This is a genomic window from Actinacidiphila yeochonensis CN732, assembly GCF_000745345.1.
Lineage (GTDB): Bacteria > Actinomycetota > Actinomycetes > Streptomycetales > Streptomycetaceae > Actinacidiphila > Actinacidiphila yeochonensis.
Genome location: NZ_JQNR01000005.1, coordinates 863652 through 889348 on the forward strand (window position 1 = coordinate 863652; position 25697 = coordinate 889348).

The 25697-nt window shown below is 71.3% G+C and carries 28 protein-coding genes and 1 pseudogene; 14 read left to right on the forward strand and 15 right to left on the reverse strand.

Translation table 11 applies throughout. The features are described from left to right. Positions 1-508 precede the first annotated feature (508 nt). Positions 509-1558, reverse strand: coding sequence for a glycoside hydrolase family 16 protein (locus tag BS72_RS15495; RefSeq protein ID WP_157856247.1), 1050 nt, complete (start codon positions 1556-1558; stop codon positions 509-511). Positions 1559-1995: 437 nt separating this feature from the next. Between BS72_RS15495 and BS72_RS15500 the strand changes: the two genes are divergently transcribed. Both BS72_RS15500 and BS72_RS15505 read left to right on the forward strand, forming a co-directional pair. After that, positions 1996-3186 carry a glycosyltransferase family 2 protein gene (locus BS72_RS15500; protein ID WP_157856248.1) on the forward strand — a complete coding sequence of 397 codons (1191 nt, stop codon included), beginning with the start codon at positions 1996-1998 and terminating at the stop codon, positions 3184-3186. A gap of 13 nt (positions 3187-3199) precedes the next feature. Further along, positions 3200-3394, forward strand: coding sequence for a hypothetical protein (locus tag BS72_RS15505; RefSeq protein ID WP_037911156.1), 195 nt, complete (start codon positions 3200-3202; stop codon positions 3392-3394). Between the two features lie 205 nt (positions 3395-3599). Here the strand turns inward: BS72_RS15505 and BS72_RS15510 are convergent, their stop codons facing one another. Further along, on the reverse strand, positions 3600-4265 hold the full coding sequence (locus BS72_RS15510; protein ID WP_051951142.1) for a winged helix-turn-helix transcriptional regulator: 666 nt from the start codon (positions 4263-4265) through the stop codon (positions 3600-3602). 70 nt (positions 4266-4335) lie between these two features. Between BS72_RS15510 and BS72_RS15515 the strand changes: the two genes are divergently transcribed. Continuing rightward, positions 4336-5550: a pyridoxal phosphate-dependent aminotransferase gene (locus tag BS72_RS15515; RefSeq protein ID WP_037911158.1), complete on the forward strand. Its 1215-nt coding sequence runs from the start codon at positions 4336-4338 to the stop codon at positions 5548-5550. A 182-nt stretch (positions 5551-5732) separates the two neighbouring features. On the opposite strand, the gene BS72_RS39550 is transcribed toward BS72_RS15515, so the two are convergent. Next, complete coding sequence (locus BS72_RS39550; protein WP_322942586.1) at positions 5733-5948, reverse strand: MBL fold metallo-hydrolase RNA specificity domain-containing protein; 216 nt, start codon at positions 5946-5948, stop codon at positions 5733-5735. Between the two features lie 66 nt (positions 5949-6014). Further along, positions 6015-6173 (reverse strand): annotated as a pseudogene (locus BS72_RS39555) (hypothetical protein); the annotation flags it as partial. Positions 6174-6582: 409 nt separating this feature from the next. Between BS72_RS39555 and BS72_RS15525 the strand changes: the two are divergent. Continuing rightward, entirely contained in the window at positions 6583-7122 is a 540-nt protein-coding gene (locus BS72_RS15525; protein ID WP_037911162.1) for an EF-hand domain-containing protein, read from the forward strand. A 96-nt stretch (positions 7123-7218) separates the two neighbouring features. On the opposite strand, the gene BS72_RS15530 is transcribed toward BS72_RS15525, so the two are convergent. The 5 genes from BS72_RS15530 to BS72_RS15550 all read right to left on the reverse strand — a co-directional run bounded on the left by BS72_RS15530 (position 7219) and on the right by BS72_RS15550 (position 12195). Further along, positions 7219-8058 (reverse strand): ABC transporter permease, encoded by an 840-nt coding sequence (locus tag BS72_RS15530; RefSeq protein ID WP_051951143.1) that lies wholly within the window; start codon positions 8056-8058, stop codon positions 7219-7221. Further along, positions 8058-9068, reverse strand: coding sequence for an ATP-binding cassette domain-containing protein (locus tag BS72_RS15535; protein ID WP_051951144.1), 1011 nt, complete (start codon positions 9066-9068; stop codon positions 8058-8060). The genes BS72_RS15530 and BS72_RS15535 overlap by 1 nt, the downstream gene beginning before the upstream one ends. Before the next feature lie 157 nt (positions 9069-9225). Next, complete coding sequence (locus BS72_RS15540) at positions 9226-10116, reverse strand: DUF4097 family beta strand repeat-containing protein (RefSeq protein WP_037911165.1); 891 nt, start codon at positions 10114-10116, stop codon at positions 9226-9228. 134 nt (positions 10117-10250) lie between these two features. Next, positions 10251-10787, reverse strand: a complete 537-nt coding sequence (locus BS72_RS15545) for a hypothetical protein (RefSeq protein WP_037911167.1) — start codon at positions 10785-10787, stop codon at positions 10251-10253. 436 nt (positions 10788-11223) lie between these two features. Then, positions 11224-12195 (reverse strand): alpha/beta fold hydrolase, encoded by a 972-nt coding sequence (locus BS72_RS15550; RefSeq protein WP_037911169.1) that lies wholly within the window; start codon positions 12193-12195, stop codon positions 11224-11226. 386 nt (positions 12196-12581) lie between these two features. Between BS72_RS15550 and BS72_RS15555 the strand changes: the two genes are divergently transcribed. Together BS72_RS15555 and BS72_RS15560 are read left to right on the forward strand one after the other, a co-directional pair. Then, positions 12582-13232, forward strand: a complete 651-nt coding sequence (locus BS72_RS15555) for a DUF4241 domain-containing protein (protein ID WP_157856249.1) — start codon at positions 12582-12584, stop codon at positions 13230-13232. Positions 13233-13347: 115 nt separating this feature from the next. Further along, positions 13348-13722 (forward strand): hypothetical protein, encoded by a 375-nt coding sequence (locus tag BS72_RS15560; RefSeq protein WP_037911173.1) that lies wholly within the window; start codon positions 13348-13350, stop codon positions 13720-13722. 55 nt (positions 13723-13777) lie between these two features. On the opposite strand, the gene BS72_RS37265 is transcribed toward BS72_RS15560, so the two are convergent. Further along, positions 13778-14311, reverse strand: coding sequence for a hypothetical protein (locus BS72_RS37265; RefSeq protein ID WP_198545900.1), 534 nt, complete (start codon positions 14309-14311; stop codon positions 13778-13780). Positions 14312-14389: 78 nt separating this feature from the next. On the opposite strand from BS72_RS37265, the gene BS72_RS15570 reads away from it, so the two are divergent. Both BS72_RS15570 and BS72_RS34160 read left to right on the forward strand, forming a co-directional pair. Next, on the forward strand, positions 14390-14971 hold the full coding sequence (locus BS72_RS15570) for a hypothetical protein (RefSeq protein ID WP_037911175.1): 582 nt from the start codon (positions 14390-14392) through the stop codon (positions 14969-14971). Between the two features lie 272 nt (positions 14972-15243). Next, positions 15244-17106 carry a discoidin domain-containing protein gene (locus BS72_RS34160; protein ID WP_078901391.1) on the forward strand — a complete coding sequence of 621 codons (1863 nt, stop codon included), beginning with the start codon at positions 15244-15246 and terminating at the stop codon, positions 17104-17106. Between the two features lie 170 nt (positions 17107-17276). On the opposite strand, the gene BS72_RS15580 is transcribed toward BS72_RS34160, so the two are convergent. Then, complete coding sequence (locus tag BS72_RS15580) at positions 17277-18020, reverse strand: hypothetical protein (RefSeq protein ID WP_037911177.1); 744 nt, start codon at positions 18018-18020, stop codon at positions 17277-17279. 145 nt (positions 18021-18165) lie between these two features. Beyond that, entirely contained in the window at positions 18166-18624 is a 459-nt protein-coding gene (locus BS72_RS15585; RefSeq protein WP_232792420.1) for an ATP-binding protein, read from the reverse strand. 302 nt (positions 18625-18926) lie between these two features. On the opposite strand from BS72_RS15585, the gene BS72_RS15590 reads away from it, so the two are divergent. The 3 genes from BS72_RS15590 (at position 18927) to BS72_RS15600 (ending at position 20310) form a co-directional block, all read left to right on the forward strand. After that, entirely contained in the window at positions 18927-19754 is an 828-nt protein-coding gene (locus BS72_RS15590; protein WP_037916064.1) for a helix-turn-helix domain-containing protein, read from the forward strand. Next, complete coding sequence (locus tag BS72_RS15595; RefSeq protein ID WP_037911179.1) at positions 19754-19963, forward strand: DUF397 domain-containing protein; 210 nt, start codon at positions 19754-19756, stop codon at positions 19961-19963. The genes BS72_RS15590 and BS72_RS15595 overlap by 1 nt, the downstream gene beginning before the upstream one ends. Positions 19964-20097: 134 nt before the next feature. Continuing rightward, a complete protein-coding gene (locus BS72_RS15600) occupies positions 20098-20310 on the forward strand; it encodes a DUF397 domain-containing protein (RefSeq protein WP_037911182.1) in 213 nt (70 codons plus the stop codon). Positions 20311-20444: 134 nt separating this feature from the next. On the opposite strand, the gene BS72_RS15605 is transcribed toward BS72_RS15600, so the two are convergent. Beyond that, positions 20445-21515, reverse strand: coding sequence for a hypothetical protein (locus tag BS72_RS15605; protein ID WP_157856250.1), 1071 nt, complete (start codon positions 21513-21515; stop codon positions 20445-20447). Next, on the reverse strand, positions 21512-22102 hold the full coding sequence (locus BS72_RS15610; protein ID WP_232792421.1) for an RNA polymerase sigma factor: 591 nt from the start codon (positions 22100-22102) through the stop codon (positions 21512-21514). The genes BS72_RS15605 and BS72_RS15610 overlap by 4 nt, the downstream gene beginning before the upstream one ends. A 264-nt stretch (positions 22103-22366) precedes the next feature. Between BS72_RS15610 and BS72_RS15615 the strand changes: the two genes are divergently transcribed. Next, positions 22367-23167 (forward strand): VOC family protein, encoded by an 801-nt coding sequence (locus BS72_RS15615; RefSeq protein WP_037911186.1) that lies wholly within the window; start codon positions 22367-22369, stop codon positions 23165-23167. A gap of 120 nt (positions 23168-23287) precedes the next feature. Here the strand turns inward: BS72_RS15615 and BS72_RS15620 are convergent, their stop codons facing one another. Beyond that, on the reverse strand, positions 23288-23779 hold the full coding sequence (locus BS72_RS15620; protein WP_232792422.1) for a MarR family winged helix-turn-helix transcriptional regulator: 492 nt from the start codon (positions 23777-23779) through the stop codon (positions 23288-23290). A gap of 131 nt (positions 23780-23910) precedes the next feature. Here BS72_RS15620 and BS72_RS15625 point away from each other — a divergent pair, with 131 nt between their 5' ends. Beyond that, entirely contained in the window at positions 23911-24855 is a 945-nt protein-coding gene (locus BS72_RS15625) for an amidohydrolase family protein (protein ID WP_037911187.1), read from the forward strand. A gap of 431 nt (positions 24856-25286) precedes the next feature. Next, positions 25287-25655, forward strand: a complete 369-nt coding sequence (locus BS72_RS15630) for an SAV_915 family protein (RefSeq protein WP_037911190.1) — start codon at positions 25287-25289, stop codon at positions 25653-25655. Positions 25656-25697: the final 42 nt, after the last annotated feature.

A 25697-nucleotide genomic window follows, 5' to 3' on the forward strand; every position in this document is an offset into this window, starting at 1 on the left:
GCGCGCGGAGGGCGGCACGCCGCGCCCAGAGGGGTGCACCGGGGCCTACCAGGTCACACCGGGTCGTCGACGGGGGCCGAAAGGGTCCGCTGGAGGCTGACGGAGGCCGAAGGAGGCTGACCGGGACCGATGGAGGCCGATGCAGGTCGATGCAGGCCGATGCAGGTCGATGCAGGCCGATGCAGGCCGATGCAGTTCGATGGGGGCCGCTTGACGAGGCGCCGGGCGTTGACGAGGCGCCGGGGACGGCCGGGGCGGCGGCGGAGGAGGTGGTGGTGGTGCTGGTGGCCGTGCGGACCCGCGTCCAGCGTGGCCGCGGGTCCGGCGCCTCCGGCAGCGTCAGGCCGGCGCCGGACATGCCGAAGCCGGCGCGCACTCGGCGCGCCGGCTGACCCACCGGGCTCAGGCAGGCCGGGGGCGGTCCGGCCGAAGCAGTCCGGCCGGACCCCGGGGGCGGGCGAGAGGCACGGCGGGGCTGGGCGGGGCGGGAGAAGGAACCGCTACCGGATTACCGGGTAAGAGAATTGACGTAGTGCGTGCCGGCCGAGTAATAGGCGTTCACGGACTTGTTCACGTCGTTCAGCGTGAGAGATTTTCCGGCCTGGTAGTAGAACCAGTTCACCTGCATGTTCCAGGTCCGCTGTCCGGTGAAGGGAAGGTCGATCAGCCACGTGCTGAAAGCCACGTTGACGGGGCCGCGCATCGAGTAGTCGGCGCCGCTGGTGAAGATCTTCTCGCCGTCGAGGAAGTAGGTCGTCTGCCCCTTCACCGCGACGATCATCACGGTGTGCCAGCCGTGAAGCCGCTGGTAGGAGGGCTGGTAGACGCGGTCACCCTCCTTCTCGCTGTGCCAGCTCGTCGCGTCGAGCTCGGGCTTCGGGGACCCCCAGCCGCCGTTGGGCATGTACTCGTAGTCGAGTTCGCTGTAGTTCTTCTTCTCGGTGGACGGCGAGATGGCGTAGAACGACTCGTTGATGTGGTCGCCGTTCTGACCGGAGACGGGCCCGTCGGTGAAGTAGATCCGAGCTGCGTAGGTCCCGGTGAAGAATTGCGGCTCGGCAGTCGTCAGCTCGGTCTGGTGGGTGGTCGCCTTGGTGCCGCCGCTGGTGAGTTGCAGTTGGAGCGCCTTGCCGCCCTGGGCGTCCGACGCGGACGGGAAGCTGACGCCGTCCGTCGTCCACGTGTCGTGGACGCCCGGTCCGCCGCCCTCGGTGCGGATCGTCCAGCCGTGCGCCCGCAGCGACGGATCGTCGCCGCCCGTGTAGTGGAAGTCGTCGAACAGGAGCCCGTCGGGCCGTAGCGTGGTCGACTTCGGCCGAGGCGTGGTCTGTCCCGCCTGGACCTGGCCCGGCGATGCGCTCTGTCCCGGGGAGGCGCTCCGCCCCGCCGCCGAGCCCGCCGCCGCATCCGCCACGGGACTCGCGGGACTCGCGGGATGCAGGTGGCGGTACAGCGGGACGACGAGTACGACGCCGCCGACCGCCACGACCACCACGAAGACCAGCAGGTTGAACACCCTCCTGCCCCGGCTGAGGGGTTGGCGTCTGGAAGACGGCACGGAAACTCCTGATCGCAAAAGAGAAAGAGGGTGCTGAAGATAACCTCTGTGCCCGTCATTTCCTATGGGGAAATAGCGGCGGCCCGCCGATCCTACTCATGCTCTTACCCGTTCCCCCGGGGCCCTTCCGGGCGGCCTTCACCCTCGCGGTCCGATTTGCCCGCTTTACAGACTATGCGGCGTTCGTCGGCACTTTGACTCCGCGTCCGGACGGAAGCATTCCGCTACCACGCACCCTTCCGGCCTTCCCTCCGGACGAACTCGGATTGTGTTCAGGGGCACATCAGCTGTGTGTATTACGTGAGGGAGGTGTGTGGCATTATGAGCCGACGTCCGGCTGGGGAGCCGGACACGCATCGGCGCGCCTTTACCAAGGCGCGCCGCCTCAGTGCACGGCGTCTCCGGGGACAGGCCGTGGTTCAGTCAAGGGGGGAAGGTTGTCGACCACGCGTGCGCGACGCGCACCGGCCGACGAACAGCGCGTCACGCGCAGTCGGCACCGCAGAAACCGCGCCAGGTTCGCGCAGGACCAGGACGCAGTCGCGCCCGTCGTCGACACCGTGGCCCTGGTGCCCGCCCGCAACGAGGAAGTCGGCGTGCTCACCGCGCTGCACTCGCTCGCCCGGCAGACCCGGCGCCCGGACATGATCATCGTGGTGGTGAACAACTCCACGGACCGCACACTGGACTTCGCGCAGGGGTTCGCCGCCGAGCCGGACTCGCCGCGCACCGTGGTGCTGAACCTGCAGAACAACCCGCACAAGAAGGCCGGCGCGCTCAACTACGGCCTGCGCTGGCTGCGGGAGCAGATCGGCGGCCGGCTGACCACCTCGGTCGGCCACGTGCTGGTCATGGACGCCGACACCGACCTGCACCCGAAGTTCATCGAGCGCGCCCGCAACGTCATCGCCTCGGACCCGGAGCTGGGCGGGGTCAGCGCGGCCTGCCTGGGGCGCACCAACCTGTGGCAGAGCCCCTGGCAGCGCTTCCTGCTGGGCATGCAGATCATCGAGTACGGCCGGGCCGCCAACGCCCGCTACCGGCGCAGCATCCACACCATGTCGGGTGCCGGGTCCTTCTACCGCGGTGAGGCGCTGCAGAACCTCATGGACTGGCGGGGCGAGGTCTTCTGGGAGGACCACAGCAACCTCGTCGAGGACTACGAGACCACCCTCGCGCTCAAGGAATCCGGCTGGAAGGTCACCGCCAACCAGCTCTGCATCGCCTACACCGACCTCATGCCCACCCTGCGCGAACTGATCCACCAGCGTGAGCGGTGGACCCGCGGCACCGTGGACACGCTGCGCGGGCGCGGCATCACGAAGTTCACCTGGCACTCGATCATCACGATGGCGATGGGTGTCCTGGGCGCCGCCTACATCCTCGGTTTCGGCACCGCGCAGCTCTCCCTGTGGGTGAAGTACGGCTTCAACTCCCAGCCGGTCTTCATGGTCCTGATCGCCTTCTGGATCGTCTATCCGGCGCTGCGGGTGACCAATCTCGGGTGGAAGGCCATGCTCGTCGAGGCGTCCCTCCTTCCGGAACTGGTGTACACGGTCGTGCGCCTGTACTGGATGGTGTCATCCGTCGCGAAGTCGTACCTGACCCGGGTATCGGCCTGGAAGTGAAGTAGGGAAACCAGTGAATCCCCTCAAGGGGGCGGGAATTGTTCTCGCCCTCGCACTCGTCGCTGTTCTCGTGACCGGCGTCTCGGACGTCTCGAAGCTGATTCTCTGGATCACGTGCGCCATTGTGGTGTTCTCCCTCTCCACCATGATCGCCTCCGCCAGGCGCCGCCGCCAGGACCGCCGGACGGCGGCCGGACGAGGCCGCTGAACCAGTCGGCCCCACATGCCGGTTCGGCTCAGCCAAGCGAGGCGTCCCGACCGGGCGGGCCGGCTCAGCCGAACCTGTCGACTCAGCCAGCGGGCTGAGCGGGCTGAGCCAGCGGGCTGAGCGGGCCGCTCAGTCGAACAGGCCGATCCGGCGCGGAGAGCCCGGCCGGCCGGGTCCGACCGGCTGAGCCAGAAGCGGCCGCCGGCTAACCGCCGGCCGGTACCGGTCGGCGGTCGGCGGGCCGCGCGCGCAGCGCCCGGGCCAGCGCGCCGTCGCCGGCCAGCACCGCGGCGCCGTCGGCCAGCAGTTCGGCCGGCGGCCGGCGGCCCTGGATCAGCTCGACGCACACGTCGGCGGTCAGGGCGAGGCGGGCGTCGGCGGCGGGGGCTGGGCCGTCGGCGTAGGAGAACTCCCCGCCGGAGCGGACGAGGTGGAAGCCGCTCTCGTCGACGCGGACCTCCAGGACGCCGTCGGGCAGACCGTCGAGGCGCTCCAGTACACCGATGAGCGGGACGGCGAACCAGTGCGCCCGGACGGCGTCGGTGGGGCGCGGTTCGCCGAGTCCGTCGGCTCCGAAGGCGGCGAGGGCGGTCAGTACCGGCGTCAGCCGCCGCCCCCGCGCGGTGAGTTCGTAGACCTGTACGGAGGCTGGAGCGGGCAGTCGGCGCCGCTCCAGGAGTCCGTCGCGCTCCAGGTCCCTGAGCCGGGTGGCGAGCATGTCCGTGCTGACGCCCGGAAGGTCGGCGTGCAGGTCGGTGTACCGGCGGGGTCCGGCGAGCAGTTCGCGGACGACGAGCAGCGTCCAACGGTCCCCCACCGTGTCGAGAGCCCGGGCCACGGCGCAGTACTGGTCATAGCTTCGGCGTGCCATGCGCCATAGTGTAGAGGTGTGGTAGGAATTTCCAAGGTGCTACTTGGAATAACCAAGGGGAGGCCGGGGCATGGAGTTCCGCCAGTCCAACAAGCTGAACGGTGTCTGCTACGAGATCCGCGGCCCGGTGATCGAGCAGGCCGACGCGCTGGAGGAGGCCGGGCACAGCGTGCTGCGGCTGAACACCGGCAACCCGGCGCTGTTCGGCTTCGAGGCGCCGGAGGAGATCGTCCAGGACATGATCCGGATGCTCCCCCGCGCGCACGGCTACACCGAGTCGCGCGGGGTGCTGTCCGCGCGCCGGGCGGTGGCCCAGCACTACCAGGCCCGGGGGTTCCACGAGGTCGACGTGGACGACATCTACCTCGGCAACGGGGTCTCCGAGCTGATCTCCATGTCGGTCCAGGCCCTGATCGAGGACGGTGACGAGATCCTCATCCCGACGCCGGACTTCCCGCTGTGGACGGCCGTCACCACGCTGGCCGGCGGCAAGGCCGTGCACTACCTGTGCGACGAGGGCGCCGACTGGTACCCGGACCTGGCCGACCTGGAGTCGAAGATCACCGACCGCACCAAGGCCATGGTGATCATCAACCCCAACAACCCCACAGGCGCCGTCTACCCGCCGGAGATCCTGGAGGCGATGCTGGAACTGGCCCGGCGGCACGGGCTGATGGTCCTCTCCGACGAGATCTACGACAAGATCCTCTACGACGACGCCGTCCACCACAGCCCCGCGGTGCTCGCCCCCGACCTGGTGGTGCTCACCTTCAGCGGACTGTCCAAGGCGTACCGGGTGGCGGGCTTCCGCAGCGGCTGGCTCGTCGTCAGCGGGCCGCGGAACCTGGCCAAGGACTACCTGGAGGGCCTGACCATGCTGGCCTCCATGCGGCTGTGCGCCAACGCCCCCGCGCAGTACGCGATCCAGGTCGCGCTGGGCGGACGGCAGAGCATCCGGGACCTCGTGCTGCCCGGCGGCCGGCTGCTCCAGCAGCGGGACACGGTCTGGGAGCGGCTCAACGAGATCCCGGGCATCTCCTGCGTCAAGCCGAGGGGCGCGCTGTACGCCTTCCCGCGGATCGACCCCGAGGTGCACAAGATCGTGGACGACGAGCGGTTCGTCCTGGACCTGCTGCTGCGGGAGAAGATCCAGGTGGTCCAGGGCACCGGCTTCAACTGGCCCCGTCCGGACCACTTCCGTGTCATCACGCTGCCGCGCGCCGACGACCTGGAGGCGGCGATCGGCCGCATCGGACGGTTCCTCGCGGGCTACCGGCAGACCTGAGCGCCGCCTGCCCTGCCGCCCGTATCCGGCGGGCACCGGGGTTCCCCGGCCGGATGCGGGCTGGGCAGCCCGCTTCGGACGCGGGAGGACGCTTCGGGCGCGGGGGATGTGGACCGGCTTCGGGCGCGGGGGATGCGGACCGGCTTCGGGCGGCGGGACGCGGTGCGGGTTCGGGCGGGGGGTCAGCCGCCGTCGGGCGGAGGCCAGGCCGCGGTCTCCACGGGCCGGTCACCGCGTTCCCGGAGCCGCTGCCGGAGCCGCTGCCGGAACCGCCGCTGGGCCTCGGCGTTACCGTGGACCAGCATCACCTCCCCGGGCCTGACCTGGTCGACCACCTTCAGCAGGCCGTCCCGGTCGGCGTGCGCGCCGAGTTGGAACTGCCGCACCGCGGCCCGCACCTCGACGGGCCCGTCGGGGAGTTCGAGGGTCGAGCCGCCGTGGGCCAGCCCGAGCAGGCGGCGTCCCGGCGCCTCCTCGTCCTGGTACCCGCAGATCACCAGGGCGTTGGCCGGGTCGGGCAGGATGTCGCGGGCCCACTCGACGGCCGGGCCGCCGCGCAGCGTGCCCGCGGTCGAGATCACTCCCCCGCGACGGAACGTCAGCCGTTCGGCGCGGCGTTCCCGCCGTCGCTCGACGGCCTGCGTGACATGGCGGCTGAGACCACAGGGCCGACCTCCGAGCGGATCTCCTCGGCCGGCTCCCCTGCAAGGTCACGGTGTACTTCTTGGTTGCCCTACCGTCCGGCCGACGATGCGGCCCCCGCACTCGCGGACAGCCCGCCGGACACCCGTCGTACGTCAACGGGTACCCGCTCCCCTGGCCGCCGCTTCGCGGGTGAACACTCGCGCCTGTGTGCCCGTGGAGGGGTGCGAGCGCCTCGGCCTACCGTGATGTGTCGACGGCTGCTCCTCACGGCGGCCGTCGGTGGTGCGCGGTTCGCGGTTCATGGTTCGCGGTGCGCCCTTCGTGGGTCGTGCGTCGCGGGTGGCGGTTCGTGTTCGTGGTCCGGTTCGGCGTTGAGGGAGACCGCTCATGGCCAGCGCGTTTCAGGAGCGCAAGCTCAGGGGGATGTTCGACGCGTTCGACGCGGACGGAGACGGCTGTCTGCGCGAGGAGGACTTCAGGGCGCTGGTGGCCCGCTGGAGCCTACTGCCGGCGGTGGGGCCCGGGACGGAGGTGCGGGCGCGGGTGGAGACGCTGCTGATGGGGTGGTGGGCGACGCTGCTGGAGGCCGGGGACGCCAACGGTGACGGGGCCGTGGACTGGGGCGAACTGCTCGCTCTCGTCGACCGGTTGCCCACGATGGTCGCGGATGTCACCGCGACCGCCGACACCATCTTCGACGCCGTGGACGCCAACGGGGACGGAGTCATCTCCCCGGAGGAGCACCGCACGCTGGTCGAGACCTGGAACGGGCAGCCCGTGGACACCTCGGGCGTCTTCGAACTGCTCGACCTGAACGGCGACGGCCACCTCAGCCGCGAGGAGTTCGCCCTGCTGTGGCGCCAGTTCTGGATCAGCGACGACCCCGCAGAGCCGGGAAACCTGCTCTGCGGTCGCTTCCCCGGGTAGGCCCGGCCGGTACAGCCGGCGACCGCTCGGGCGCCCCTCCCCTCGGTGGGCCGGTCCCGTGGTGATGGGACCGGCTGGCCGAGGCGGGGGGGGCGGCTACCGCTGGGGGCCGGCCTTGAAGGTGCGGCGGGCCCACAGGTAGCCGACCAGGGAGAGCCCGGCGCACCAGGCGAGGGCGATGGCGGCGTTGCTGCCTATCCCGGTGCCGAGCCACAGTCCGCGCAGGGTCTCGATGATCGGGGTGAAGGGCTGGTACTCGGCGAACCAGCGCAGGCCGGTGGGCATGGAGCCGGTCGGCACGATGGCGCTGCCGAGGAAGGGCATGAACGTCAGCGGCATCGGGATGTTGCTGGCGGACTCCGGGTTCTGCGCGATCAGGCCGATACCGGCGGAGATCCAGGTGAGGGCCAGGGTGAGTACGGCCAGCAGTCCGATGGCCGCGAGCCACTCGACCGGCGTCGCGTTGGGACGGAAGCCCGTCAGGAGGGCGACGCCGATGACGAGGGTGGCGCTGGTCATCGTCTGGAGCACGCCGCTGACCACGTGGCCGGTCAGGAACGCGCCCCGGGAGATCGGCATCGTACGGAAGCGGTTGACGATGCCCTCGGTCTTGTCGACGCACACGCTGATCGCGGTGGTGAGGGCGCCGGAGGTGACGGCCATCAGGATGATGCCGGGCGCCAGGTAGTCGATGTAGTGGCCGCCGCCGGTGGACTGGGTGCTGATGCCGGCGCCCAGGGCCCTGCCGAAGACGTAGTTGAACAGCAGCAGCACCATGACCGGCATGATGACGACGGTGAGCGTCAGGGACGGGTAGCGCAGCGCCTTCTTGAGGTTGCGCCGCAGCATCGTCCTGGCGTCGCGCGCCGCGTAGGACACGGAGGCGGAGACCGCGGCGGGCGCGGAGGCGGGCACGGTGGCGGGCGTGATGGCCATCAGACGTTCTCCTTCTGCGGTGCTGCGAGGTCGGCCGTGTCGGCGGGACGGGGGCGGCCGGTGAGGGTCAGGAAGACGTCGTCCAGGTCGGGCGTGTGCATGGTGAGCGACTCGGCCTGGACGGCGACGGACTCCAGGACGTCGAGCACGGCCCGCAGGTTGGGGATGGAGCCGTCGCTGGGGATCTGGAGGGTGAGGGTGTCCTCGTCGCGGGTGGCGACGCCGAATGCGCTCGCTGCGGTCCCCAGCCCCTCGGGATCGGCGAACCGGACCTTGATGTGGCCGCCGGGGATGAGCCGCTTCAGCTCCTCGGGGGTGCCCTCGGCGATGAGCCTGCCGTTGTCCAACACGGCGATGCGGTCGGCGAGCCGGTCGGCCTCGTCGAGGTACTGGGTGGTCAGGAAGATGGTCACGCCGCCGGCGACGAGGCCCCGGATGATCTCCCACATGGTGCGCCGGCTGCGCGGGTCGAGCCCTGTGGTGGGCTCGTCGAGGAAGATGATCCGCGGGTCGCCGACGAGGGTCATCGCCAGGTCGAGCTTGCGCCGCATGCCGCCGGAGAAGGTGGTGGCGGTCTTGCCCGCCACCTCGGTGAGGTCGAAGCGGCGCAGCAGTTCCTCGGTGCGCCGCCTGCCCTCGCGCCGGTCGAGGTGGTGCAGGTCCGCCATGAGGAGCAGGTTCTCCTCGGCGGTCAGCAGGTTGTCGACGGCCGAGAACTGGCCGGTCACGCCGATCGCGGCGCGCACCCCGTCCGGGGACGCGGCGACGTCGTGGCCGGCGACCCGGGCCTGCCCGGCGTCGGCGCTGAGGAGCGTGGACAGGATCTCCACCGTGGTGGTCTTGCCGGCACCGTTCGGCCCGAGCAGCGCGAAGACGGTGCCCTCGGCGATGGTCAGGTCGATGCCGTCGAGCACGAGCTTTTCACCGTAGGACTTGCGCAGGCCGGTGGCGGTGATCGCCGGCACCGGCGCGTTCGCGGCGATCGGCGCGGACGTCTGGGGTGCGGTCATTGCCGCTTTCCTTTCAACGGTGGAGATACGGACGGGGTTGGTGAACCGGAGTCGGGGCTGAGGGGCAGGGGTGCCCGGGGCCGGAGCCCGGAACCCCGGGGCCGGCGGTCGGAGGCCGGCCCCAGGCAGGTGCTCGGGGTGCTCGGGGTGCTCGGGGTCAGGAGCGGCTGATGACGATGTCGCCGGCCGAGGTCCGCGCACGCACCTCGACGGTCTCGTCGGAGTCGGCGGGGCCGTCGGAGGCGCCGAGCGAGTTGCGGATGGTGCCGTACTTGGTGTTCACGTCGAGCCAGGCCGCGGTGCCCTCGTGGATGCCGACTTCGAGGTTGCCGACGGCGGTGCGCAGGTCGACGCGGCCGCGGGTCACGTCGCCGACGCGGATGCCGCCGTTGGAGGAGGCGGCTTCGACCCCGGCGTGCGCGGTGCCCACCTCGATGCGTCCGTTGGCGGACTTGGCGCCGACGTTGCTGTGCGCGATGCCCACGGAGATGTCGCCGTTGGCCGCGTTGGTCTTCAGGTCGCCGGTGACCTCGCCGATCTCGGTGGTGCCGTTGCCGTTCTTGACGGTCGCCGCGCCGGTGACGGTGCCGATCTCGACCCGGCCCATGCCGACGATCTCGACGTCCCCGGTGGAGCGGGCCAGCCGGATGTTGCCGTGGTCGGTCCTGAGCTCGGCGCCGGCCACCTCATCCAGCTGGAGGTCGCCGAGCGAGGTCCTCAGCACGACCTCGCCGAGGCGGCCCGCGGCGAAGAAGCCGCCCATGCCGGAGGTGCCGCGGACGTCCGACCCGGCGGGCAGTTCGACGCTCACCTCGACGGCGCCCGGCATGCCGAACAGGGACCGCTTCTTGGGCGTCCGAACGGTCAGGTGGCCGTCCGCGAAGGTGACCTGGGTCTGCTGCACGGCGCGGACGTCGTTGTCGTCCGATCCGTTGCGCGGCAGCACCTCCACGACGGTGTCGGTGCGCTTGCCGGCGGTGATGCGAGCGGTGCCGACCTCCAGCTCGAAGGTGGCGGAGATGGGCTCAGGGGTCTCGAAAGCAGGCATGACGGTGCCGTCCTCTTGGCTCGGTTGAGCGAGATCCCGCCGCTGCGGCGGGTGATGGGTGACGTCGGTACGTCGGACGGATCGGCGATCCGCCGGTGAAGGTGGAGGTGGAGGTGGGGCCGGGGCCCCGGCCGCTAGCGGACCCAGCCGGTGAAGCCCCGGCTGCCCGCGCTCTTGCCGCGGCCCGGCGGGCTGACGCGTTCGCCGCCGTCAAGGGCGGTGGACACGGCCCGTACCAGCCAGGCGTTGACCGACAGGCCCTCCGCCGCCGCCGCGCTCTCGGCGCGGCCCTTGAGGTGGGCGGGGAGGCGGAAGTTGATGCGCGCCATGGCGCCGTCGTCGGCCTCGGCGTCCGTGGGCGGGGTGGGCGACGCGGGCGCGGCGGGGGCGCTGGCCAGCGCCTGCGTCTCGTGGAACAGCTCGGGGGCGGGCGGGGGGGTCACCACGAACTCGGGGTCGAGTCCGCGGAGCCGCACGTCGACCGAGCCGGGCGCCAGCTCCCGGGTGACCTCGCTCATCGCGGCGGACAGCGCGTTGAGCAGGGTGAGTCGGAAGGCGGACTCCAGCGGCGTGGTGAGCCGCTCGGCCAGGGCGCGGGCTTCGTCACCGCCGGCGTCCGCCGCGACGGCGAGTTCTTGCCGGAGGTTGTCGACGTAGGGCGTGAGGTTCATGACGCCATCATGGCACATCCATGGCGCCATTGCGAGCCATCGTGGCACTTTCATGATGCCACCCACTCTGACCTGCTGCTTCATCGGAATATTTGCGCGCCGCGGCAGGACTCGCACACGAAAACGGCCCACCATGACGCCAAGATGGCACCACGACGACACCACTGCCGTTCTAGCGTGGCACCATCCCGGCGCCCGTCGACACCAGACCCGGCCGACGCGCTCCGTCCGGCCGGCCGTCACGACGAAGCCCCCCGCAGCTCCCGGGAGTGGGGGCTACGGAGGGCATCGTCCGGCTTCGCTCGGCGTCTCTTCCTCGGTACGTCGTCCTCGGCGTCTCTTCCTCGGTACGTCGTCCTCGGCGTCTCTTCCTCGGTACGTCGTCCTCGGCGTCGCTTCGGGGTCGAAGGGCTTGGAGGGCCTTCGCAAGGTGGGGTCAGTGCTGCGCCGCGACCATGCTCTCGATCTCCTTGAGCACGAGGTCGGGGCGGTCCTTCGGGACCTCGTGGGAGCTGCCCTTGGCGGTGACGAGGGTGCGGTGGGGGCCGGCCTTGACGAACGAGGCGGCGGCGTCCCGCCAGCGCTGGGCGTCCTCGGGGGAGCCGTCGAACGGGGTCTTCTCCGACACGATGACCGTCGCCGGCACCGCGTCCGGCCACGTGGCCTTGTGGTACGCCTTGCTCGTCGCGACGAAGCTCTCGGCGGTGGAGATGAGCTGGCGGTTCTGCGGCGTGTCCGGGTTCTTCTTCGCCGCCGCGACCTCGGGCTGGTCGAAGGCGTAGAGGCGGGCGGTCTCCGCGTCCGTGAAGAGCTGCGGCAGGTTGGCGTCCACGAGGACCGCGCCGGAGAGCATCTTCGGGTTCTGCTCGGCGAAGTAGGTCGCGATCTCGCCGGCCTGGGAGTGGGACACGAGGGTCACGTTCTTGGTGATGCCCAGCTGCTGGAGCCCCGTCGTGAGGTCGCTGACGGCGTCCTGGACCTTCCAGGGACCGGCCACCACGTCGCTCTTGCCGAGCCCGGACCGGTCGTAGGTGACGATGGTGGCGCCGGTGGCCGCGTGGAGCTTGGGGACGAGGTCGTTCCAGTACGACGCGTCGTTGCCGCCACCCGAGTCCAGGACGATGGTGGAGCCGTTGCCCTGCGTGACGTAGAAGGCCAGACGGTGACCGCCGTTGTCGATCATGTGCAGCTTCGCCTGTCCCGCCTGACTGGTCCCCGACGAGGCGGAGGCCGAAGCCGAGGCCGAACCCGAAGTCGAGGCCGAGGCCGAAGCCGAAGCCGACGTCGAGTGCTTCGCGGTGGAGTCGTGGTCGCTGCAGGCCGTGACAGCGCCGGCAGCCACGACCAGCAGGGCGAGGGCCGACAGAGCGCGGTTCACGGACCGGCGGTTGGGTGTGGTGCGGGACATGGCTGATCCTTCGGGCTACGGGGACGGGGGGGACGGGTGCTGTTGACCGCCCTATTCATCATTCGGGCAATCGGTTGATCGCAGAATGTGGCTGGCACGCGTCTCCGTAGTGCGGCTGAGGCGAGTGAGCGCGGTGGGGTTAACCCCCGCACGGCGCCGGATCAGTGCGTCCCACAGGGACGACGCGAGGCGGGCGAGGTCGGCGACGGCCCGCGAAGGCCCGCGAAGGCCAACGTCGGCCCGCGAAGGCCCGGCGAACGGGAGTCCCCCAGCGGCCGGCCGGAGGGCGGACGGATAGCCTCGGCGTCCTGCTTTCCGTTGAACGTGCGCCGGACGGCGCACCGTGCGATTGTGAGTGCGACTCCATGCCGCTGATTGCCCCTGACGTGAACCGCCTGTTCAGCGCGGGCAGTTCGTACCAGAACGCCGACGGCGACCGGATGACGGTGGTGTCCCTGCCGGAGGCGGAGCTGACGCTGCCGACCGGGCAGGTGGCGGCCTGCGACCCCGACACGGCGCTGGGCGAGGAGATCGAGGCGTTCACCGACCAGGTCTCCCCCGGCGCCTACCGGGTGGTGCTGTCGGTCGTGGAGGTGGTGCCGGCCCGCCACTCGGACGTCCTCTCGCACGCGGTCGCCGCGGCCTGGCTGCAGACCGCCGACGTCCCGACCGCCCGCTGGAGCGTGGCCCTGCTGCCGGAGCAGAGCCACGAGGACCTGTCGGACACCGAGTTCTACGGCTACGGAGTCGACGGGGGCACCGGCTGCTTCGTGGACGCCTCCGCCGCCGAGTCGCTCGGCTCCCTCGTGGACGGCTTCAACTCGCCCATCGTCGAGGCCCGGTTCGCCGAGGGCGCCGAGAACCTCCCGATCAACGTCACCGATCCCGACAGCGGCCTCGGCGTGGTCGCCTTCTCCTCAGGCTTCGGCGACGGCCACTACCCCACCTGGGTCGGCCACGCCGAGGACGGAACCGTCACCGGTTTCGTCACGGAGTTCTTCGTCGTCCCCCAGCCCGGCCGCGACAGCGACGACTAGCGGCTCTCCCGGCACCAGCCGGGGCACGTCCGGCGGATCGCCCGACTCCTCTGCCGCAGGCGGGGTTTGCTGCCTACGGTGGTAGCCGGCACATCGGCGATGGGGAGGGGACACCGTGATCACCGGCTGCGTCGTCGGAGAGAGCCTGCGGTCGGGCGCGGTACTGGAACTGACCGGTCTGCGGGTGTGCCGGGTGACGCGCATGGACCTGGCCGGTTCGGCGCGCGGAAGCCAGCCGCCGGTGTGGACGGTTCTGGAGTTCGAGAGTGACGCGGAGGACGACGCGCCGCCGGCCCAGGCCCTGGCGGACGGACTCTCCCCTGACGGGGGCTGGTACGCCGACTACCGGCTGGACGACAAGGAGCGCGTGGTGGTGTTCGCCGGGCGGGTCTTCCGCTACGCGGGCGCCGACGACCCCCGCCGCGCGGAAGCCGTTGCCTACGGGGCGAGCGTGGGCGTTCCGGAGCACCAGCTCGACTGGAGGGACTGAGGCGCGTTCGAGCGTTCGGAGCTCGCTGGTGCCGCTCCCGGCAAGGTGTGCCGGATCAGAGGATCGGCCGCGGGCGGTGCACGACCATGGCGTCGCGAGCGTCCCGCCACGATGACCACGTCGACGGCTGCACCCGCTCGTCGTAGACCCTGGTCTCGGCCGGCCTGAGTCGGTGGATCACCGTCCAGGCTGTCCGCCTGGTCAGCCCTTGAACCCACGCTTCGAGACCGTCTCCAGCGTCGTGGAAGAACCACGAGTTGAAGCTTCCCAGGGCCTCCAAGGCGGGCGCGCATCCGTATCGAAGCTCGCAGTGGACCTGGACGTAGTGGTCGTGGTCACCGTCGTTGTCGCAGACCTCGAACTGCCGAGTGAGGTCCAAGGTGAACGTCGGAACACCGTCGAACGCGTACGTCCCGTACTGGAACAGCAGGCCGTCCGCGTCGGGCACCTCCGGAACGAGGAAGGGCCGTCGGCCGAAACGGAGGAAGGCGAGCCAGACGTCCTCCGTGACCGGATCGGCGAACGCCCGGGATCGCAGTTCGCCCTTGAGCAGTCCCACCGCCTCATCGGTCGACCGTTTCCGCGTCACACCCACCCTCCTCCCGGGCGGCCGGGATGAACGTACCCGGCGGACCTTCCCCTCAGAGCGCTCACTATCGTCCACACCATGACCTCACGTCACCGTCTGCTCAGCCTGGTCCAGAACGCCCCGGAGATCGGTCTGCTGCTGCGCTCGTCGTTCCATTTCGACATCGGGCGGAAGCACCACGGAGAGGGCATGCGGCTTGCCTCGGGTGCGCCGCTGGAGCCGATAGCCGGGGAGTCCGCCGGTGGGGCCTACTTCCTGTGTGCCGAGCAGGACGGTCGCCGGCCGGTGGTGTTCGCGAGTTCCGAAGGGGAGGGCGGGCTGATCGCCGATGACCTGGCGGACGCGCTGGAGATCATCATCGGGCTGGAGTGGCACGACTGCCTCTCGTTCTCCGGTGGGGGCGAGGTGGAGGTCATGCAGGAGTCCGCTCGACACCTCCATCGCCTCCGTGACCAGCGCAACCCGGGTCTCGGCAAGGACGCCGCCCGCGTGGCTGCGGCACTGTCGCTGCGCGTCGTGCCCGTCCCCGACCTTGTCGTCCGGCTGCACGCGGCCGCCTCACGAACCGAGCCGGACCACGTCGTGGCCGACGACCAAGGGCAGGCGTTCGACCCGCTTTTCGGCGAGTACACCGAGCCCCGCCAGGGCGGCTGGCGCTGACCCTGACCGACCCGCGTGTCCGGCGTCGGTCGAGCGCTCACCGGGGGCGCGGTCGGCAGGTCCGCCCGGATCGCCGCGGCCGGGCCCGCCGCGTGCTTCCGTAAACGTTGCCGGGACCCTTGACACCCCTGTGGCGAAGCCCGATTCTCGCTGAGAGCGCTCTCAGTCCCACGTGCACGCACCGCCCCCGCACCGCCCGGCGAACCGGCCGCCCCACAGGTCGGGACACGGCCCCTGCCGGGTGAACCCCCCACGGAGACAAAGGAGTACGCATGTCACCCGCAGGCACGCGCGTACCACCGCCGGCCCGTCGCAAGCGCCTACGGGACGCGCTGCGCGGCGGCCGGAGCACTGTCGCCCTCGTCGCGGCGGTCGCCTCGTTCGGCGTCCTCGCCCTGGCCGGCTCGGCCTCGGCGTCAGCCTCGGCCCCAGCAGCCGCGGCCCCGGCAGCCGCGGCCCCCGCAGCCCGGACCGCGGCCCGACCCGCCGCCGCGCCCTCGGCCGTGCCCGCCGCGCCGTCCGGCTTCACCACCACGTGGAGCGACGACTTCAGCGGCGCTGCCAACACCGGCCTGGACACCGGCACGTGGCGCTACGACGCCGGCGCCGGCTCGTCCTTCGGGACCGGCGAGATCGAGACCATGACCAACAGCACCAGCAACGTCTACACCGACGGCAACGGCCACCTGGTGCTCAAGGCCCTGCACTCCGGCACCGACCCCAACTCCGGCTGGACGTCCGGCCGGGTGGAGACGCAGGCGGACGGCTTCGGCGCCCGGCCCGGCGGTGTGGTGCGGGTGCAGGCGTCGATCCAGCAGCCGAACCTGACCACCGCCAACGGCGCCGGCTACTGGCCCGCGTTCTGGATGCTGGGCTCGCCGCTGCGGGTCGGCGTCGGCTGGCCGGGCTCCGGCGAGGTCGACATCATGGAGGACATCAACGCCCGCAGCTCCGTCTTCGGCACCCTGCACTGCGGGGTCGGCTCGGGCGGGCCGTGCAACGAGACCTCCGGCCTCGGCTCGGGTGAGAGGGCCTGCTCCGGCTGCCAGACCGGCTACCACACCTACGCGGTGGAGATCGACCGCTCCACCTCGCCCGAGCAGCTGCGCTACTACCTCGACGGCTCGCTCTACTTCACCGTCAACTCCTCGCAGGTGGACGCCACCACCTGGGCGAACGCGGTGGACCACAGCTTCTTCGTCATCTTCGACCTGGCCATCGGCGGCGGCTTCCCCGCGGCCTTCGGCGGCGGACCCAACGCGGCCACCGCGTCCGGCGGGCAGATGAACGTCGACTACGTGGCCGTCTACAACAAGCAGCCGGACTACGGCACGAACATCGCGCTCGGCAAGACCGCCACCTCGTCCTCGAACGAGAGCGCGTCCTTCCCGGCCTCGAACGCGGTGGACGGCGACATCTCCACCCGCTGGTCCAGCGGCTTCTCCGACCCGCAGTGGCTCCAGGTCGACCTCGGCCAGTCCTACAACCTCACCCACGCGAGCCTGACATGGGAGGCGGCCGCCGCATCGGCCTACCAGCTACAGGTGTCCCCGGACGGTACGAACTGGACCACCGTCTACACCAACAGCAACAGCCCGCAGGACCTCCAGGACACCGCGCTCAGCACCACGGGCCGGTACGTCCGGGTCTACGCGACCGGCAGAGCGAGCCAGTACGGCGACTCGCTCTACGAGTTGGGCCTGTACGGCACGCCGGCCAGCGGTGGCGGCGGCACGAACCCGGGCACGGGCACGCTGCTGTCGCAGGGGAAGACGGCCACCGCGTCCGCCAGTGAGAACAGCAGCTTCACCGCGCCCATGGCCGTCGACGGCGACCTCGGCACCCGCTGGTCCAGCGGCTTCTCCGACCCGCAGTGGCTCCAGGTCGACCTCGGCGCCGTGCACACCCTCAGCCAGGTGAAGCTCGACTGGGAGACCGCGTACGGCACGGCTTACCAGATCCAGACCTCCACCGACGGCTCCACCTGGACCACCGTCTACTCCACCACCACCGGCACCGGCGGCAACGAGACGCTGCCGATCACCGGCTCCGGCCGCTACGTACGGCTGTACGGCACGGCCCGTTCCACGCAGTACGGCTACTCGCTCTGGGAGTTCCAGGTCTACGGGAGCTGACACCGACCGCGCCCTGGTGCCCGCTCCCCGCCGCACCAGGGCGCCCGACGACAGGGCTGTGCGGGCCGGATGTCAGGACCGGCCCGCACAGCTCGTCGTTTTTCCGGGGGCCGTCGACCGCGATGGCGCCCGCATGGGTCGGGTCCGCGCGGCCGGCTGGTGAGGCGGGGTCAGCCGAAGGTCTCGGCCAGGCCGGAGGAGAGGATCGTCGTACGGCGGTCGTTCACCGTGCCCGCCCACGGCTTGTCGATTTCGAGGAGGGTGCTGGTCCTCGGGTCGATGATCAGCTCGGTGGTGCCGACGGTTCCCTGGTGGGTCAGCTCGGTGCCGCTGCGGCCCGTGGCGTCCTTGACGGTGCCGGCGACCTTGACCCCCTTCATCTGCGAGAGGGCCGCGACCAGCCCGGCGCGCTGCCGCTGGCTGGTGGGGGCTTCGGCGAGCAGGGCGGCCGCGTCCTCGAAGGCGGTCGTGCCCGCGTCCTCCCCGTGCCCGCCCCGCCGCGTGGTGGCCGTGATCCGGAGCAGCGCCTCCGGGTCGCTGGTCAGTCGGGCGAGACCGTTCCAGTCGAGCACCCGCGTGCCGAGCCGCCAGCCCGGGAAGCCCACCTGGCGCTGCGGGTTGCTGCCGTCGCCGAGGTGCGTGAGGCGCATGTCCCGCGAGATGGAGAAGGCACCGTGGTCGGTGTCCACCCAGTAGCTCTCCTCGCCGTCCGGCTGGGCGGCGGCGGCGTCGGCCGTGTCCATCAGGAGCGGCGTCGCGGAAGGCGGCCGGACGCCGTCCTGCGAGCGGCTCAGTCCGCCGGTGGCGGCCGTGGCGGCGAGGCCGACCGCGACCGCGACGGCGGCCACGAGGGCGAGTGCCCGGCGGCCGCGCCGGAACGGCGCCGCGACGGTGTCCTGCTGCTCCGATTCCACGGGCGTCTCCGCATCCCGACCGTCGGACGACGGTCCCACCTGGTACTTGTCGCCCGGCGCCGTTCCCGTTCGCGCCGGGCGGCCCGGCGGCGAGGAGACCTCCCCGCCAGGGCGCCCGGTGCCCGGTGCGGTGCCGGGCGTACGGTCAGCCGACGGTCACGGTGGCGGCGTCGGGGTCGGCGCCGGTGCACTCGGCCCAGACCATCTTGCCGACGCCGTCGCGGTCGCCGACCCCCCACCGCCCCGACGTGACGGCGTCCACCAGGGCCAGGCCGCGCCCGCGCTCGGCGTCGTCGGACGCCTGGCGCAGCTCGGGCCTGGCGGTGTTCGCGTCGTGCACCTCGATCCGGACGCCGCCGTCGAGCCGTTCGAACCGGGTGGCGATCAGTCGCCCGCTCGGCTCCCTGGCATAGCGGACGCTGTTGGTCACCAGCTCCGACACGACGAGTTCGGCGGCGTCCGCGAGGTGTTTCAGGCCCCACACGTCGAGGCTGCTGACGAGCAGTCTGCGCGCCTTGCCGACGGAGCGGGGGCCGTGCGGCCAGGACTGGACGACGACGTCGGGAGGCTCGCTGTCAGTGGCCGAAGACGTGCTGTCGGTCACCATATGATCCGACCCTCCGGCCGGCCGGTGGTTATGATCGCGCATGGTCGTTCCAGCTTCCGATTGGCTGATCGACTGAGCCCCGGCGACCCGGTCGCAACGTGTGCGCCGGGGCTCCTTCCTCGTTCACCCCGGCTGTGCGCCACCGGGAGCGAGGGTCGTCCGCAGTGCCGTAGGGGGGCGCGCGACCGACATCGTTCACTCCTCTCCGTAGCCAAACCACTACCGAGGAGGTTCAGCGTGACGTAGAGTCAGAGGTGACGCAACGTGTCGAGGAAGAACGGAAGGTCGGTGACTCCCCCTTGAACGTCAAGGAGTTGGACCCGGACAGCTCTCCACAAGCGGCCTTCGGAGCCCGTCTTCGCCGGATACGCTGCGAACTCGGCTTGACGCAGGACGAGTTGGGCGACCGGATGGGGTATTCCAGTACGCATCTCTCGTCCGTGGAAACTGGTCGCAAGATGCCGACCTTGCGCCTTTCGCGGCGCGCGGACGAGGCGTTGGGCACCGCGGACGCGTTCGAGCGCGAGTGGCGCGAGATGCGGCACGGCCTGCTGCTGGAGGGTTTCCCCGAGTTCCTTGAGTACGAGGCCCGCGCTGCGGAGATCCGGCTCTACGAGGTGGGCGTCATGCCGGGGTTGTTGCAGACCCCGGAGTACGCCGCTGTACTGGCCGACAGCGCCGTCAAGCGGGGGGCTATCACCTCCGACCAGGCGGATGAGCGGGTGGCCCTGGTCGCGGAGCGGCAGGCGTCGCTGATCCGCACGCCCCCGCCGGTGATCTTCGCCGTGCTGGACGAAGGCTGCGTGCTGCGGCCCGTCGGTGGGCCCGAGGTGGTGGAGGCCCAGCTCACACGGCTGCTGGAGTTCGCCGACCAGCCCAATACCGTGCTCCAGATCGCCCCCTTCACCATGGGGGAGCGACGCCCGTTCAATCTGCCGATCACGGTACTCACGATGCCGAACCGCTCGCTGATGTCATATGCGGAGTCCGCGCAACGAGGTGACCTCGAACGGGAAAGCACGTCCGTGGTCCCCCAGTTGACGGCCTACCATCAGCTACAGGCCGAAGCGCTGTCTCAGGCGGATACCGTGGCCTTGATCGAGAAGGTACGAAAGGGCACCTCGTGATGACGACCGACTCCCCCCGCTGGTTCACGTCCTCCTACAGCGACAACGGCGGCCAGTGCGTCGAGGTAGCTGCCAACCTTGCCCCGACCCAGGGCGTCGTCCCCGTCCGGGACTCCAAGGACCGCTCCGGCCCCTCCCTGGCCTTCACGGCCGAGGCATGGACGGCCTTCGTGTCCGGCGTCCGCGAGGGCGACTTCCCCGCCGTCTGACCCCACCCCGAAGCTCGCACGGCAGGCGGACTCTGGCGGGAAAACCCCCTCCACAGCGCTTCAGCCCGCACCTAACGTCAGGCGCAGGCTGAAGCGCTGCCCCGCCGTGGGCAGCCACGGAAAGGGGCACCCGCATGACCGCGACCGCATCCCCCCACTGGTACACGTCCTCCCACAGCGACAACGGCGGCGCCTGCGTCGAGGTAGCTGCCAACCTTGCCCCGACCCAGGGCATCGTCCCCGTCCGCGACTCCAAGGACCGCTCCGGCCCCTCCCTGGCCTTCACGGCCGAGGCATGGACGGCCTTCGTGTCCGGCGTCCGCGAGGGCGACTTCCCCGCCGTCTGAGCCCTGGGCGCCGGGCGCGTGCGGGTTCGCGGCGGCGATCGGTTCGGGGCGGCCTCGGTCAGCGAGGGCGCGGCAGAACTGCCGAGGGCCCACGACCCCCCTCCGGGGCCGTGGGCCGTGGGCCGCGGCTCACATCACCACTTGGGCGTGTTCTCCTGCGGGTTCGAGCCGGTCAGGCCGGCCGACAGGATCGTCGTCCGCTGGTCGGACTTCGCGCTCGTCCACGGCTTCTCGATTTCGAGGAGCCTGCTGGTCTTCGGGTCGATGATCGCTCCGTCGGTGCCGACGTTGCCCGTGTAGGTCAGCTCCGTGCCGCTGCGGCCCGTGGCGTCCTTGACGGTACCGACGACCTTCACGCCCTTCATCTGCGACACCGCCTTGAACAGCCCGGCACGCAGCTCCGGGCTGGCCGGGGAGTTGGAGAGCAGGTCGGTCGCGTCCTCGAACGCGATCATGTTCGCGTCCTCCTCCCACTTGCCCTGCTTCGTGGTCTTCATGATCCCGAGCAGCGCCTTCGGGTCGGTGGTCAGCTTGGCCAGACCGTCCCAGTCGTACGACTGCGTGCCGAGCTGCCATTCCGGGCTCTTCATCTCACGGTGATTCTTCGCACCGGGGAAGGCGAAGGTCATGACCATGGACTGCGACGTGTACGAGGTGCCGTGGTCGGTCCGCATCTCCCAGTACTTCCCCGAGCCGGCCGACTGGACGGCGGCGACCTCGGCGGTGTTGTTCAGGAAGGCCGACGCGCTCTGCGCCTGCGTCGCGTGCCCCGAGCCGGAACCCACGCTCGCGACCGTCGCCACGGCACCGGCCGCGACCGCGGCGGCGGCCACGAGGCCGAGCACCCGGCGGCGCTTCCGGAACGGCGTCACCACGGCGTCCTGCTGCATGTTCTCCACGTCCTGCTGCATGTTGTCCTCCATGTCGTTGTCCGCCTTCACCCGCGGGTCCATCCGCGCGACCCCGCGCACTCCCCTGCGTGCGTCGATCCGCGTGACCCTCCGCGCGTCGGTCCGGGCTTCCACCCGCGCGATCCCGGCCGCCTCCACCCGCACGGCCTCCTCGACCGCCGCCAGCGCCCGGGCCACGACCTGCTCCGACGGCGGCTCGACCCGGCCCGCCGCCTCCAGCGCCTTGGCGCCCGGGAAGTCCAGGAACGCCTGTCGCTCGGTCATGCCCGTCTCCTCCTCGTCACGCGTACTCATGCCAGGTCTCCCGTCACGGCCAGGTTTCGTCGGGCGAGGCGGGGCGGTGTGAGCCGCTCGCGCAATCTGCGCCGGGCCCGGTGCAGCCGCGAACGGGCCGTCCCGCTCGGGATGCCCACGGCGTCGGCCGCCTCGGTGGGGGTCAGCTGCTCCCAACTGACCAGGAGCATCACCTCCCGCTCCTCGGCGGGCAGCTCGGCCAGCGCCTGGCGCAGCGCGGGTGCCATAGCCGCCGCGTCCAGCCGCTGGTCCACCGCCTGCCACGGGTCGCTGACACGCGCCTCCGGCAGTGCCTCCACCCGCTCCGCCCGCCGCAGATGGGCGGCGAGAACGTTGCGGGCCACCCCGAACAGCCAGCCGCGCGCCGATCCCCGCGAGGGGTCGAACGTGCGCCGCGCTGCGAACGCCTGCAGCCACGCCTCGGACAGCAGATCGTCCGCCGCGCCGGGCACCCGCCGCGCGAAGTAGCCGTGCAGGGCGGCCGAGTACATCTCGACCAGGGGCGTGAACGCCGCAGGATCACCGGCCGCCATGGCCAGCTGGGCGTCAGCGCCGCGCTCGCCACTCAGGTCGTGCTCGGTTTCCACGGATTCTCCGTCTCCGACCGCCGAGACGACGGTCTTACCCTCTACTTGTCGCGCGGCGGGATCCGCGTTCGCGGCACTGCCCGGCGGTGTACGACCTCCCCATGCTCCGCACGGCACCCGGGCGCTCACGGGGCAGGGACACGGTGCGCCTCCTGCCGGGGCGTGGCGCACCTCGCTAGGTTGCTCTTCGCGTCTCTCCGATCACGGTGCGTAGTTCCACTGCGACGGAAGAGCACCACGGCCACGCACAGAGCGGAGAACCCCATGCCCGTACGCTCCACGCCCTGGCCGGAGGGAACCCCCTGCTGGGTGGACTGCCAGGTGGACGATCCGGTCAAGGCGAGCGCGTTCTACTCCGCCCTGTTCGGCTGGGAGATCCGCAACGGCCCGCTGGACTCCGGCGGGCACTTCCGGGCGGTGCGGGACGGCCGGGTCATCGCCGGGATCGGCCCCATTCCGCGACCCGGGATGCATTCGGTGTGGACCACCTTCTTCGCCGCCGAGGACGCCGACGCCGCCGCCGGACGGCTGGTCAGGGCCGGGGGACAGCTCCTGGCTCCCCCGTTCGACGTACGCGACCAGGGGCGGATGTCCGTCGGCGCGGACCCCACCGGTGGAGTGTTCGGGATCTGGCAGGCCCACGCGCACAACGGTGCCGCCGTCTACAACGAACACGGCGCCTACTGCTGGAACGAGCTGCACACCCGGCAGCTCGACACCGCGAAGCGGTTCTACGCCGAGGTCTTCGACCTCACCTACGCCGACATCGGCGACGACGCGACCACGAAGTACACGATCTTCACCCCGCCGGGCGAGGAAAAGCCCGCCGGCGGCATGCACGACGACACCCTGACCCCCGGCGAACCGACGCCCAGCCACTGGCTCATCTGGTTCCAGTACGACGGCGTCGACACCGCGGTCGAACGGGTCGTCGAACTGGGCGGCACGGTGCTCACGCCTCCGGCCGACTCGCCCTTCGGCCGGATGGCGGTGGTCACGGCACCGCAGGGCGAGAGGTTCGGCCTCATCGACGCCAACGTGAAGACGGGGGAAGTGCCGCAGTAGCGGGCGGAGGCGGGAGCGCGGGCGGAGGCACTGGCGGGGGCTCGTTCACGGGCGCGCTCCCGGATTGGCCGAGGTAGTTGTCAACCTTGCCCCCCGTTCCCCACGGGGCTCGGCGCTTGATCACGCTCCGTGTTCGTCGCCCTCGGAGGTGGCAGCTTCGGGTGCACCGTCGGAGGCGGCGATGAGTTCGCTCAGCCGCCGGGTCAGCGTCACGAGCTGAACGCGCTCGCTCGGCGTGAAGGCGGCGAAGGCACGCGCCTGCCGTTCGCGCAGCCGCCCTTGCAGGTGGGCGAGCTTGACGGCGCCTTCCTCGGTGAGGCTGACGAGGACCTGCCGCTCGTCGCGCGCCGAGCGCTCACGCACCACCACCCCCTTGCCTTCGAGCTGCTTGAGCATGCGCGTGGCGGTGGGAACGCTCACGTCGGCGTTGGCCGCGAGCCGGCTGACGGGGATCTCCCGCTCCCGGGCCAGGGGTTCGAGCAGCGTCAACTGCGCGAGCGAGATCCCACCGTCCTGGTGCGTGGCCGTGGTGCGGGCCCGGCGCATGGCGAAGAAGAGCGCGTCGGCGGCCTGCGCCAGGTCCTCGGCGGCCACATCCGCCACGTCTTTCACGTCTCTCACTTCTTTCACGTCTGCCGCCCGTTCCGGGCCCGGACCCTCGCCCTTGATCTCGTTTCTCACGAGTGCTAGCTTACCAACCAAGCAAACAGTTAGCACGCTAACGATTAGGGAGCTTGGTAATCATGACCACCAACGCAGGCCGCATAGACGTCCACCAGCACCTGATCCCCGCGGCCTATCGCGCGCTGCTCGACCAGCGCGGGCTGACCGCCGGGGGCTGGCCCACACCCGACTGGGACCCGCAGTCCGCGATCGGGATGATGGACCGGCGCTCCATCGCGACCGGGGTCCTGTCGATCAGCTCCCCGGGCGTGCACCTGGGCGACGACGCCGAGGGCCGCGCCCTGGCGCGGAGCGTCAACGAGTTCGGCGCCGAACTGGTCAAGGACCGGCCCGACCGGTTCGGCCTCTTCGCGTCCGTCCCGCTGCCGGACGTCGACGGCGCCGTCGCCGAGGCCGTGTACGCGCTGGACGAGCTGCACGCGGACGGCGTCGTACTGCTCTCCAACGCCCACGGCCGCTACCTCGGGGAGAAGGAGTTCGAGCCGCTGTGGGCCGAACTCGACGCCCGTTCCGCGGTGGTGTTCATCCACCCGACCGCCCCGCAGCTGCCCATGCTGGACGGGCTGCCCAGCCCGCTGCTGGACTTCCCCTTCGACACCACCCGCACCGCGCTGCACATGGTGGCCAACGGCGTGATGAGCCGCCACACGCAGCTGAAGGTGATCCTCTCGCACGGCGGCGGCTTCCTGCCCTACGCGGCCGTCCGGTTCGCCGGTGCCTCGCAGTTCGTGCCCGGCACCACGTCCGAGGGCATCCTGGCCGACCTGCGCCGCTTCTACTTCGACACGGCCCTGTCCGCCACGCCGTACTCGCTGCCGTCCCTGCTGGCCTTCGCCGAGCCCGGCCACGTCCTCTACGGCAGCGACTCCCCGTTCGCGTCCGAACCGTGGGGCGTGGAGTTCGACGCCGGACTCGACGGCTACTCCGGCTGGCAGCCCGGCCAGCAGCACGCCGTCAACCGCGGCAGCGCCGAAGCGCTCTTCCCCCGCCTCGCGCGCCCCTGACCCGGCGCCCCGGCGCCGCGGCGACCCGGCGGCCTCGGCAGCACGACGGCCTCGGCCGATCCGCCCGGCGCCCTCGTCGGTCCGTCTGCCTCGTCGGACCGTCTGCCTCGTCGGACCGTCTGCCTCGTCGGACCGTCTGCCTCGTCGGACCGGCGACCTCACAGGCCCGTCGCGGACCCGCTCACCGGAGCCGGTCCGCACCCGCCTGAGCTGCCGCGTCAAGGGAACGTCAGGAAGCGGGACGGAGCGTCAAGCGCGTGTCAGCGGCCGGCGGAGGCCGCCGGGGGCCGGGCATAGCGTCCTTGCCAGGACGCCTCTCGCGACCGCCGTCGCGGCAGCCCGCGTGAAGCGGCCCGGCCCGCACCCTCCACGGGTGCGGCGCCGAAGACCGCCCGGCCCAACGGCCGGGCCACCCGTGAAGGAGCCGCGCCATGTCCGCACCCCTGGCCGCCGAGGACCCCGAGCCCCTTGAACCCGTCCCGGCCGGAACCGCGTTGTACGTCCCGGTCCGGCCGGGTCCCACCGGGCCGACCGCCCGCTTCTTCCGCACCGCCCTGGGCGGCCGGACGGCGGTGGCGTTCACCACCGAGGAGCGGCTGCGCGCCACGCTCGGCCGGCAGCCGTACATCCGGCTGGCCGAGCCGGCGCTGCGGGCACTGGCCGAACCGCTGGGGGTGCTCGAACTGCGCCTCGACCCCCGGCTGGCCGCGCCCGCGCCCGCCCAGGTGCCCGACGTGCCGCACCCCGCGCCCGCCGGCCTGGGGCTCGCCGGCCACCCCGCCACGGGAGGTGTCCGATGACGCGTCCTGCCGTACACCCGCCCCTCCACGGAGCCGTCCGGG